General features: G+C 45.5%; 11 protein-coding genes and 3 pseudogenes. 13 read left to right on the top strand and 1 reads right to left on the bottom strand.

Annotation, left to right across the window (positions count from 1 at the left end):
* Window positions 1–214: 214 nt before the first annotated feature.
* Together ACRQ5D_RS26440 and ACRQ5D_RS26435 are read left to right on the top strand one after the other, a co-directional pair.
* A complete protein-coding gene (locus ACRQ5D_RS26440; protein WP_091162881.1) occupies window positions 215–1324 on the top strand; it encodes a deoxyribonuclease II family protein in 1110 nt (369 codons plus the stop codon).
* Window positions 1325–1345: 21 nt separating this feature from the next.
* Complete coding sequence (locus tag ACRQ5D_RS26435) at window positions 1346–1555, top strand: integrase core domain-containing protein (RefSeq protein WP_176844356.1); 210 nt, start codon at window positions 1346–1348, stop codon at window positions 1553–1555.
* Between the two features lie 416 nt (window positions 1556–1971).
* Here ACRQ5D_RS26435 and ACRQ5D_RS26430 read toward each other — a convergent pair whose 3' ends face one another.
* Complete coding sequence (locus ACRQ5D_RS26430) at window positions 1972–2454, bottom strand: 5-fold beta-flower protein (protein WP_091162883.1); 483 nt, start codon at window positions 2452–2454, stop codon at window positions 1972–1974.
* 237 nt (window positions 2455–2691) lie between these two features.
* Between ACRQ5D_RS26430 and ACRQ5D_RS26425 the strand changes: the two are divergent.
* From ACRQ5D_RS26425 to ACRQ5D_RS26375, 11 genes and pseudogenes are all read left to right on the top strand, one after another.
* Window positions 2692–3392, top strand: a pseudogene (locus tag ACRQ5D_RS26425) (VIT1/CCC1 transporter family protein).
* A 44-nt stretch (window positions 3393–3436) separates the two neighbouring features.
* Window positions 3437–3856 (top strand): heme-binding domain-containing protein, encoded by a 420-nt coding sequence (locus tag ACRQ5D_RS26420; protein WP_431200876.1) that lies wholly within the window; start codon window positions 3437–3439, stop codon window positions 3854–3856.
* A 64-nt stretch (window positions 3857–3920) separates the two neighbouring features.
* Window positions 3921–4469 carry an MFS transporter gene (locus ACRQ5D_RS26415; RefSeq protein WP_432327135.1) on the top strand — a complete coding sequence of 183 codons (549 nt, stop codon included), beginning with the start codon at window positions 3921–3923 and terminating at the stop codon, window positions 4467–4469.
* Window positions 4470–4582: 113 nt separating this feature from the next.
* Entirely contained in the window at window positions 4583–5101 is a 519-nt protein-coding gene (locus ACRQ5D_RS26410) for an MFS transporter (RefSeq protein WP_432327133.1), read from the top strand.
* Window positions 5102–5344: 243 nt separating this feature from the next.
* Window positions 5345–6820: a proton-conducting transporter membrane subunit gene (locus ACRQ5D_RS26405; protein ID WP_091162887.1), complete on the top strand. Its 1476-nt coding sequence runs from the start codon at window positions 5345–5347 to the stop codon at window positions 6818–6820.
* The gene (locus ACRQ5D_RS26400) at window positions 6817–7575 is read left to right on the top strand and encodes a putative inorganic carbon transporter subunit DabA (protein ID WP_432327131.1); all 759 of its coding nucleotides are present in this window, start codon (window positions 6817–6819) and stop codon (window positions 7573–7575) included. The genes ACRQ5D_RS26405 and ACRQ5D_RS26400 overlap by 4 nt, the downstream gene beginning before the upstream one ends.
* A pseudogene (locus ACRQ5D_RS26395) lies at window positions 7491–9163 on the top strand (putative inorganic carbon transporter subunit DabA). The gene ACRQ5D_RS26400 and the pseudogene ACRQ5D_RS26395 overlap by 85 nt, the downstream one beginning before the upstream one ends.
* Window positions 9108–10024, top strand: a pseudogene (locus ACRQ5D_RS26390) (DUF6671 family protein). Before ACRQ5D_RS26395 ends, ACRQ5D_RS26390 begins: the two co-directional pseudogenes overlap by 56 nt.
* Window positions 10025–10066: 42 nt before the next feature.
* Window positions 10067–10267, top strand: coding sequence for a Sua5/YciO/YrdC/YwlC family protein (locus ACRQ5D_RS26385; RefSeq protein ID WP_432327129.1), 201 nt, complete (start codon window positions 10067–10069; stop codon window positions 10265–10267).
* Entirely contained in the window at window positions 10218–10394 is a 177-nt protein-coding gene (locus ACRQ5D_RS26380) for a Sua5/YciO/YrdC/YwlC family protein (protein ID WP_143020686.1), read from the top strand. The genes ACRQ5D_RS26385 and ACRQ5D_RS26380 overlap by 50 nt, the downstream gene beginning before the upstream one ends.
* A gap of 210 nt (window positions 10395–10604) precedes the next feature.
* Window positions 10605–10820, top strand: coding sequence for a hypothetical protein (locus tag ACRQ5D_RS26375; RefSeq protein ID WP_091162888.1), 216 nt, complete (start codon window positions 10605–10607; stop codon window positions 10818–10820).
* Window positions 10821–10954 lie beyond the last annotated feature (134 nt).

Raw genomic sequence — 10954 nt, 5'->3', positions numbered from 1 at the left:
TTCTTAACCAGATAGCGAGTTTTTTTATACCTGATTGGCTTAAATTTCTATTGATCGATTAATTGTTTTATGCGTAAAAATACGGGAAACTCTTCTGAAAATTCCGTGAAATTACGTGGTCATTTATGCACGATATTACTTTATCTTTATTGCAAACCTCGTCAACGCCTGCAAACAATTAATCAATTAATTTTTCAACCTAACCAAAAAAGTTATGAAAATTTCTGCGCTTGATGAGAACGGCGCACCAGTCGACTGGTGGTTTATCTACAAAGTTCCTCAACTTGACGGAGGTGTGGGTAATGACAAAGCTACAGGGTACGAATATGTTTATTACGACTCAACTATCGATGCCAATACCGACGCCCGAAAAAGGACGATTACCAAGTCTCCCAATGTTTTGAATGGCGATAAAGGAGCACTCAACCTGACTATGGACTCCGTGTTCAAAAACATTAAATCACCGGCTCCGAGTACCGGATGGGTTCTTTATAATGACGAGATGCCCGAAAGTGCCAATAAACATGATGATGGCACCAAAGGGCATACTAAGGGAGTATTGGCATTTGATACCGAATCTAAAACTGCATTTTGGTTACTTCACTCATGGCCGAAATTTGCAGACCCTGGTGCCATCAAAGATCCTACTCCCAAATACGGGCAAACCTATTTGTGCATTTCATTGGATTTGGATACCGCTAATCTTATTGCCAAACAGATGCTGAACCACCAGGAGCCGCAAATCTATCTTCATAATACCGCTAATCTGCCCGCAACTGCCGAGTTGCATTCGCTGACACAGCCTTTGGCGAGCCACCCGATTGCTCTGGGCGACTCCATTGATTTAAAGTCTATTGGCGGTATGTCATTCAAAGTTATAGCCAAGAACCGTGAATGGAATAAAGATTTTTGGAACGAATTGGTAGGGCCTATCCTAAACGATGATTTAGACATTGAAACCTGGATCCGCGGTCCTATTCCTCCTATCGCTGATAGCGATGGTATTCATAAAACTTTTGATATCAAGTATATCAATTTAGGTTTCATGGGCGCACACTGGGCCTGGCCCGAAACACATGACCATGCCAAATGGGGAGTCACATTGCATGACCCCTGGATTTGTGTTGGCGATATCAACCGCATGATTTCGCAAAGGAGGCGCGGCGGCTGTACAATCGCGTTTCAAAATCAAACTTTGTGGTCGGGTTTATCCAAAACAAGTTTACTTTTAGCGCCCCCGGGGCATAACAGGACCGAAGCGCACGTTCTGATCCAAAAAACACATCACCTTCATGCGGAAGCACCATTGAGGGAACAGCAGTAAACGATAAGAGTAACACAAATCTTGGAGCAAACTATTCGTGAGCAAGGCAAACCAAAATGTATCAGGGTAGATAAAGGGCCCGAATTCAACAGCAAAGGGTTCAAGGATTGGTGCGAGAGTAAAGATTTTACAGTTCAATTTACCCAGCCAGGCAAGCTAATGCAGAACGGCCATATCGAACGCTTTAACAGAAACTTTAGGGGAAACATCTTGGAATGCTTACCTATTTAAAGATATTCATCGGGTACAGTTTTAACCGATAAATGGATGGAAGATTACAATTACCGTAGGCCGCATGAAGCACTGTGACACATAACTCCTGACCTGTACAAGCTGCTAAACCGTTGAGATATTGGAAACTCGATCAGGTTTCCAATATCTCAACGGTTACAACAACAATGATAATTATATTTTTGAATCAATAAGTCTACAAACACCAGTCCGAACTAAGGGCGGGTTACATTGTAAGTGTGAAAGCAAAGGTTTTGATGCAAAGAAAGGATAAAAGGGATAAAAAGGCATATCATAGCTGACACGTTGGGGATGATTCTTGCAGTGGTGGTTCAAGGCGTATAGGTTCAGTTTAGGGCGGTAACGGGGCTATGGATGTCGTGGATAAACTCTTTTCACCTTGAAATGGGATTTAATTAGCTTTTACCTTTCTTAGCCAACGAATCTCTTTTCGCTTCTTCCAACTTTTTCTTTTCCAGGAAAAAACAATGTGCAGCGCAAGCGTGAAGCTTATAGTTTCGGTGAGCATAGCCCCAGCTATGACCTTTGGGGTCAAGTATCTCACATTTTGCTTCGTCAACGTTCTTTAACTGCAATATTTCTTCGCCATTATTGTTGTAATAATTGCCGTTTTTTGCAGCCTTGCCGAGCTTGTTGCCTTTGGCATCTATAACGTTGCCGTCGCGGTCGATAAAATACAATTTGTGGCCCTGGTTGTCATTAACAATGTTGTCTTTGGTGATGTAACCAAGTTTTGTACCGGCGTGGTTATGTATACCGCCTTTGCCATCAATGGTGATAAAATTATACTTGGTTGAATCTTTTGCTTTTTGAGCAAATGCACCCGCCGCAAACACTATAATTGCCGCAACGGTGAGTAGGTGTTTTAGCTTTTTCATGATGAGAGTTTTTTACAAAGAAAGCAACCACCCATCGTTAAAAGTATGACTGCCAACGTTGTAAAAAATGATATTGCTCATAAAAGGTATTTGATTTTGTTGCTTTTCTTTCAATCACGTTGATAACTATCTGGGTAAATTACTCCGCAAGCTGTTAACTGTCATTTATTGTACAAATATTGGTCATGAAAAATGCGATATAGTTTCCGTTAATTCGTAACACTTTAATCATCATTTATGTTAACGATAGATAATTACCTGGAATCCCATTATATCCATAGGAGTAACTGGCTGCGGGCTGCAGTTTTAGGTGCCAACGACGGGATCATCTCCATCTCGAGTCTTGCGATCGGCGTTGCGGCAGCAAGTAGTACCAGAGAGCCTATTGTTTTGGCTACAGTTGCCGGCCTGGTTGCAGGTGCGTTGTCCATGGCCGCAGGCGAATACGTTTCCGTTAGTTCGCAGACGGACACAGAAAAGGCGGACATAAAACGCGAGGAGATGGAACTCCGGGAGATGCCGGAAGATGAGCTCAGGATACTGGCGCAGATTTATGAGAAACGGGGACTGAAAAAGAAACTGCCATGCAGGTGGCAAAGGAATTGACGGAAGCAGACGCACTAGGCACGCACATCCGTGATGAACTTGGAATTAATGAGATCAGCCAGGCCAAACCAATACAAGCTGCATTAGCGTCCGGGGCGTCTTTTACAGCAGGCGGTGTGCTGCCACTGCTGGTGATCCTGCTTTCTCCGGTCAAACAAATGGAATATTACCTGTATGGGTTCACGATTATTTTCCTAATCATATTGGGTGCCATAGCAGCAAGAACCGGAGGTTCAAACATTGGTAAAGCAATTTTACGCATCACGATATGGGGAACACTGGCGATGGGACTATCTGCAATAGTCGGTTATTTATTTGGTGTGAAAATTTAGGCATACATTATGAAAGCAATAAAAAAATACTCCTTGCGCTATTGGTGATACTGGTCGCAATCCAATTCATCCACCCAAAGAAAAATATTTCTTCCGGGCCCTATGCCAATGGCATAGATAAACACTATACCGTGCCTAAGGATGTTCAGGCTGTGCTAAAGCGGAGCTGTTACGATTGCCATTCAAACAATACCTATTATCCCTGGTACAATAACATCCAGCCGGTGGCCTGGCTGCTTGCACATGACGTTAATGAAGGTAAGGAGGAAATTAATTTCGACGAATTTAACAACTATAGCCTTTCCCAAAAACGGCATAAGTTAAGCGATCTTTCCAAAGAGGTGAAGGAGGGAGAAATGCCAATGAGCATTTATACAGTAATTCATCGCAATGCCGTTCTTTCACAGGTCGAAAAGCAAAGGCTTATTACCTGGGCCGATAGCCTGAAGGGTACATTGAATTAACAGCTGTGCAACCGGCATCTACCCAATGGAAGTGTTATTTATATATCCCGGATAATAGACCTACATGAAATTTTTAACGCGGACTGTCTGGATTCTCTCTTTTATAAGTTTGCTGACGGATGTTGCCAGTGAGATGCTTTATCCTATTATGCCCATTTATCTGAAGAGTATAGGCTTTTCTGTATTATTAATTGGCATATTAGAGGGGATTGCCGAGGCTACCGCAGGATTGAGCAAGGGTTATTTTGGAAAGGTGTCTGACAGTAGCGGAAGACGTGCCCCATTCATCCGCCTGGGCTATACGTTAAGCGCTTTGTCAAAACCCTTGATGGCCGTAACTATTTTTCCGGTATGGATCTTTCTTGCCCGCACTGTTGACCGCCTGGGAAAAGGAATAAGAACCGGTGCACGAGATGCCCTGTTGTCTGATGAAGCCACGCCAGATACAAAGGGGCGTGTATTTGGCTTTCATCGTTCGATGGACACAATAGGAGCTGTGGCCGGCCCTTCGCTGGCATTATTGTATTTATATGTTTATCCTACCAGTTATAGCCCTTTGTTCCTGCTGGCATTTATTCCCGGAGTATTGGCTATAGGCTTGTCATTTTTTTAAAAGACAGCAAAGCAAAGCCAAAAGAGAATGAGGCTACAGTTTCATTTTTCTCTTTTTTACAATACTGGAAAACCAGCCCCGCCAGTTACCGAAAGCTGGTTGGCGGATTATTGATGTTTACTTTGTTCAACAGTTCTGATGTATTCCTTCTGTTGAGGATAAAGCAGGCCGGACTAAGTGACACGGCCACAATAGGGATGTATATTTTTTACAATATAGTGTACGCTATTGCAGCTTTTCCGCTTGGTATACTGGCAGACAGGATAGGCCTGAAGAAAGTATTTATTACCGGACTACTACTTTTTGTGGTGGTGTATAGCGGCATGACGGTAACCGGGGTTTGGTACTGGTATGGCCTCCTATTCTTTATGTATGGCCTGTATGCGGCCGCGACTGAAGGTATATCTAAGGCTTGGATAAGCAATATCACTGAAAAGAACGATACAGCAACCGCCATTGGAACTTATACAGGATTCCAAAGCATCTGCACAATGTTGGCCAGCACACTTACCGGTTGGTTATGGTTCCGGTTCGGGGCCGGGCCTGCATTTACAGTTTCAGCTTTAATGACGCTGATTGTTGCTTTTTATCTTTCACGGGCCACGGCTGAACCTTGGAAAGCTGTTGGGTAAGGTATATATTAACGGATTCTTTCCTCTTGCTATCGTGTAGTTGAAATTGTATAGTCAATTGAAAATCAGTTGTTTTAGTTAATATGTCCAATTAAGAATATAGCCTATGTGCCGGCGTACAGTAAGCAATTGTACTTCATTTATTATCATAAAATAATTTTATATGATTCATTTAATATATAAATAAAAATTAATAAATATTTCTTTTCAGTTTTGCAGCGTATTCATCAAAACAAGAACGAAATGCAATCGAAAACAAATGCCCAGCCAATTAATTTAAAAAATCTTAAAAAATCACCCGCCAATTTATTCAACCAGCTAATAAATATTTTCTTGTCGGTTTTGTGCCTGTTCTCAATCGTATTGTTGGCCACAACTACCAATAAGAATCTACCCTGGTGTTACTTTGGAATATTTAAGATCAAAGCATTCACGCTCTTGATATGGTCGGTTGTTAGTTTTTTCAGTGCCATTATCAGTGTTTACAGCTCCACATACCTCAAGGGCTTTAAGTATCATTCCCGCTTTACGGGCCTGTGCCTGGGATTTACGTTGTCAGTAATGATATTTGTCACTTGTGATCATATCATTGCATTGTCGCTCGCCTGGTTTACGATGGGTTTTTTTATGGCAAGGCTGATCGGTATAATCAACGGATGGCCCGAAGCCAGGCAGGCAGCCGGGTTTGCACAAAAGTATTTTTTGTGCTCTGGCGCAGCGCTGACTGCAGGGGTGTTAATACTTGGTTTTGCAACAAACAATTTTACGTTAAGCGGTATTACAGCGACACTAAACAGCCTTCCAAAAGCTGTTTGGCTTTCCTCTTCCATTTTGATCATCACTGCCGCCCTGATACAATCCGCTATTTATCCCTTTCACCGCTGGCTGCTTTCGGCGATGACCGCACCAACACCGGCTTCAGCACTGATGCACGCCGGTTTTGTTAACGGCTCAGGTATTCTGCTCACCCTGTTTGCCCCCGTGCTTTTAAAAGCGGACGCACTTTCAATTCTTTTTGTCACAGGCGGGATAACTGCGATCGCAGCCCAGTTCAGCAAATTACTGCAGACCAGTATCAAGCAAAAACTGGCCTGTTCCACTATCGCCCAAATGGGGTTTATGATTATGCAATGCGGACTTGGTTTTTTTAATGCTGCGGTGACCCACCTGATCCTGCACGGCTTTTATAAGGCTTATCTATTTCTTTCCTCTGGAGAACAGGTACAGGTTTCCGCACCTGGCAAACCGTTGGCGATAAAAATCAGTCCCCAACATGCAGTGGCTGTGTTAATTGCCGGCATCCTTGGAGCCGGCTGTTTCGCTATACTAACTGGAAAAGGCATCATTATCAATAGCGGTATTTTTTTAACGCTTATCGTGGCTATAACCGTAGGACAGGCAACTTATAATATCGTTAAGCAGCAGTCGCTTTCGGTCGGGCGTAAAATTTACCTGCCGGTGCTGCTATACTCTGCCGGTATGGGCAGTTATGCCCTAATCTATAATGGTCTGAGCAGGGTCATGAGCGATATGCCGGATGTTGAAAGCCCGACTGCGTTATCGCCCCTACATATACTGTTTGGTTTAATTTTCCTGTCGGGCTTTTTTGTCATGAAGTTAGGCATATATAAAAAATGGTCCTGGCTTTACGTAAAATTATTGAACGATTCACAGCCCTACAAAAAAACCATCTTACTATCAAAAAACCAATCCCTATGATCAGATCTGAATTTACGGCCGCAATAAAAGAGGCCTCCGCCGTGGTTGACAAAACCTGGCCTTTATACGGCTTTGTGACCGCTAACCCGCTGTCCGGCTATGAACACCTGCCGTTTGGAGAGGCTGTTATGGAGGCTAAAAGAACATTGCAGGTATTAGCTCTACCCGGTGCGGCCATGTTTCGCCAAGCTTTTATGTCCGGAGAAATTGATTACCAAATCCTTGCTGAAAAGCTGGCAGAAAGTGGTCGTTACCAGAAACCCGAGTACTACCTGGAAGAAATGGATGTAACCAGTTGTCCGCACCGGACCAACGAGACCCATGAGCTCGACAGGATCACCGCCAAATGGCTCAGCGTATTTATGGATGAAGGTATGGCGGAATGGGAAATGCCGGGCAGATCAGCGGGCTTTTTTACAGCCTGGCGGAGAATCGCGCTTCATGACAGTGAGTTGCGTAATTTTTCAATTCATACGATGCCCCACACCGCGGTTGAAACGCTCCGCGTTATCTTGAAGGGATGCAGTGCGGAGGAACAAACAGCTATCTTCAAATATCATTTGTCGGCGCTGCCGGGCTGGACCGGCTATATCAAGTACCGTATGAGCGAGTGCCCGCCATGGCAGCAGCAGAACCCAGTTACGCTGGAAGATTACCTGGCTGTCCGTCTTTGGCTAGCGGAACAGATCAACGGGGAATTCGATCTGAAGAAAAAATTGCGGAAGACGAACAGGCAGTTTCCGAATTGCAGCTGATCTGGCTCGCAGCCTGGGAAAGCAGCTGGCAGAAAAGGCTGGCCGGCAGGCTTCAGGAAAATCTGATGAGCCTTAAATCTGTGAGTAAACTAAGTAAAAGCACTTTGGCGCAAATGGTATTTTGCATCGACACCAGGTCGGAGCCAATCAGGAGGCATATTGAAGCCAAAGGACAATACGAAACCTTCGGTTATGCCGGCTTTTTTGGCATTGCCACCAATTACTGCGACCCGGCCAGCGGACTGATCCGCAAGTCATGCCCGCCGATCCTGGACTCCGCGTACATGATCACAGAATCGGCGCTAAAGGAAAAATCAGCTGAGCTGGCACAATATCAGCAGCAGAAGAACTACCAGGGTTTCATCAGCTTCCTTAGCCAGCGCCTGAAAAACATGCTGCCTTCGGCTTTCGGTTATGTAGAGGGAACAGGTCTTTTTTATGGTTTTAGCCTGATTCGAAGGACGTTTTTCCCATCTGTCGCAAAATCACGTACAGACAAATCAGCGGATCAATATGAAAATAGTTGCGTACCGCAGTTAAAGAAAAATCAGGGAGATTACACCGAGGACGGGATAAAGCTGAAAGAAAGGGCTTTAATTGTTAAGACAGCTTTTGACCTGCTTGGCTGGAAGGAATTTGCACCACTGGTTATCTTTGCCGGCCACGCTGGTCAATCAGCTAATAACCCGTTTAAATCGAGCCTCGACTGCGGTGCCTGTGCGGCGAGTCCGGGACGTCATAATGCCCGTATGCTGGCTGAACTGGCCAATCAAGCCGATGTAAGAACTTTCTTAAAGAGTGACTGCGGGATCTCCATTCCCGCCGGCACTTTTTTGTTGGTGCCGAACACAATACAGCAACCGATGAACTTGTTATTTTCGATTCCGAAGCACCGGCATCTCATCTATCGATGCTAAAACAGATAAAGCAAGATCTTGCCGATGTCCAGCGAATTGCGACAAGCGAACGGCTGGGATCATTGAACGGACTTGATGCGGCTCGTAAAAAAGCGAGTAACTGGGCAGAAACCAGGCCCGAATGGGGACTTGCCGGCAATGCAGGATTTATCGTGGCACCGCGCGACCTGACCAGGGGCATGAACCTTGAAGGCAAGTGCTTTCTGCATTCCTACGATTGGGAAGCCGATGAACAGGGATTGTTCCTGGAGATGATCATGCAGGGCCCGATGGTGGTCACTCAATGGATCAACAACCATTACTATTTTTCCACCGTTGATAACGAACGCTTTGGCGGGGGATCAAAAATTACCCATAATGTCACAGGGAATTTCGGTGTCGTACAGGGAAACGGCGGAGATCTGAAATCCGGTCTGCCCCTGCAGTCCGTCAATAGTTCCGATAATATTATTTATCACCATCCTCTGCGATTGTCGGTGCTTATTCAAGCGCCGGTCTCGCGGATAGCGGAGATACTGTTAAGAAATGATCATATAAAGAACCTGGTCGACAACAAGTGGATCTACCTGATGGTCATGGATCCTTTGTACGGTAACCAAATCAGTTTATATCAGTATGACTGCAGCTGGACCGTCATCAATACTGAGGAATGGTCGGATTTGCTTGCATAATCATCACATCATGAACAAACGATCAGCCGCGCTGTTCAAGGGGAGGAAACTGGTTATAGCGACTATGCATGGTAAAGAAAAAGTCATTGCCCCATTACTGGAAAAGGCGCTGGGTGTAGAAGCCTTACTGCCCGAAGGGTTCAATACTGACCGGTACGGTACATTTTCCGGCGAGATCGAACGGGAAAAAGACCCGCTGGAAACCGCCAGGACAAAGTGCTTGGACGCCTGTAGGATGACGGGCTGTACACTGGCGGTGGCGAGTGAAGGATCTTTCGGTGCGCATCCCACAATCTTTTTCATACCAGCCGATGACGAGATCATGGTATTTATGGACCTTGAAAATGACATCTATGTCAGGGCAAGAGTAGTAAGCCCTAAAACAAATTTCGGCGGAAGCAAATTCGCAGACTGGCCGGATGCTGTTAAGTTTGCCCATATCGCGGGTTTTCCTGCCCATGGTCTGATCCTGAGAGGTCCGCAGCGATCCGATACGCTGAAAGGAATCCAGAGCTGGGAGATTCTTGAAACAAATTTTGAAACCCATCTGAAAAATTACGGAGAAGTATTCCTGGAGACCGATATGCGTGCGATGTACAACCCAACGCGCATGCAGGTTATTGCTGAGGTCGCGGCAAAGTTGGTTGAAATCATATTACGGACCTGCCCCCGGTGCCAGTTTCCCGGATTTGACGTCATCGAGGTCAAACCAGGTCTGCAATGCAGTCAATGCGGCCTGCCGACAAAAAAACGCTGTCCCACCGTTACCAATGCAAAAAATGCCTGCATAGCGTTTTAAAGCTTTATCCCTTTGGAGAAGAAACTGAAGACCCGCAGTATTGCGACTATTGCAATCCCTGATCATCATGTAAAGACACACCTAAACAATTAATCAATTTCAACATGAAGCATATACCCCTCTCTCCGGCAATGGCCAGGGGCATTGAAATCTCAAATAGCGGCAGTGTCATCGCTATTCCCACTGAAACAGTGTATGGCCTGAATGAAAAAGCAGTAGCTGAAATATTTGAGCTGAAACGAAGGCTGGCTTCCCCTGATCGTTCCTATCGCGTCGTCTGCAAAGCCGGCCGATGTCGCGGTTGAAGTCCCTCAGCTTGCGACGTACCTGACGGAAGCATTCTGGCCCGGACCTTTGACCCTGGTTTTTGAAAAAACATCCTTTGATAGACGACGGAAAAGCCCCCTGCCGGTAACATGCGAGAACCTGTAGCGCAGAGTCGTGCATAGGAGCGACAAAGAGGGCACTTGCCGCTGCCGGAAAAAATGCTGACCGGTTACATTTGCTGCACACTTCCACTTTGGAGGAGGCGCTGCTTTTGGACAACAAGCATGTACGTGAAAAGCATATCACTGCGGAGGCCTGACTGCCCCATTTATATTTCTCAGATCAGGATTATGATCGACCGGGGAACATCAAAAAGTGGAACCCGGCGGTCAAAAAGTGTTAGCCGGTCACCTGGGCATGATCGCGACCGATCATGCGCCGCACCTGCCGGCGGAAAAACAAGGCAGCTACCTGGATGGAAAAGCGGAGGGCGCTTGTACGGCATGCGCTGCAGATGATGATGGAACTATATCACCAGGGGAAAATCAGACTGACGGAAATCGTAAAGAAGAAAAGCCATCATGTTGCTGAAGTTTACCGAATTCTGGACCGGGCGTATATCCGGGAGTGATATTACGCAGATCTCGTACTGGCAGGCCCGGATTTGCCGGCCACAGTTACAGCAGGATCCGTTCTATTACAAGTGCAGCTGGACGTCTTTGTAG

Origin of the sequence: Mucilaginibacter sp. P25, from assembly GCF_050859465.1 — a bacterium.
Classification (GTDB): Bacteria; Bacteroidota; Bacteroidia; order Sphingobacteriales; family Sphingobacteriaceae; genus Mucilaginibacter; species Mucilaginibacter gossypii.
The sequence above is the reverse complement of the archived record's forward strand: the minus strand, read 5'-3'. Positions and strand labels throughout refer to the sequence as shown.

Bases quoted from the DNA above. Each gene is read 5' to 3' on its own strand.
- ACRQ5D_RS26440 (WP_091162881.1), top strand. From the start codon at position 215: ATGAAAATTTCTGCGCTTGATGAGAACGGCGCACCAGTCGACTGGTGG.
- ACRQ5D_RS26430 (WP_091162883.1), bottom strand. From the start codon at position 2,454: ATGAAAAAGCTAAAACACCTACTCACCGTTGCGGCAATTATAGTGTTT.
- ACRQ5D_RS26415 (WP_432327135.1), top strand. From the start codon at position 3,921: ATGAAATTTTTAACGCGGACTGTCTGGATTCTCTCTTTTATAAGTTTG.
- ACRQ5D_RS26410 (WP_432327133.1), top strand. From the start codon at position 4,583: ATGTTTACTTTGTTCAACAGTTCTGATGTATTCCTTCTGTTGAGGATA.
- ACRQ5D_RS26405 (WP_091162887.1), top strand. From the start codon at position 5,345: ATGCAATCGAAAACAAATGCCCAGCCAATTAATTTAAAAAATCTTAAA.
- ACRQ5D_RS26400 (WP_432327131.1), top strand. From the start codon at position 6,817: ATGATCAGATCTGAATTTACGGCCGCAATAAAAGAGGCCTCCGCCGTG.
- ACRQ5D_RS26385 (WP_432327129.1), top strand. From the start codon at position 10,067: ATGAAGCATATACCCCTCTCTCCGGCAATGGCCAGGGGCATTGAAATC.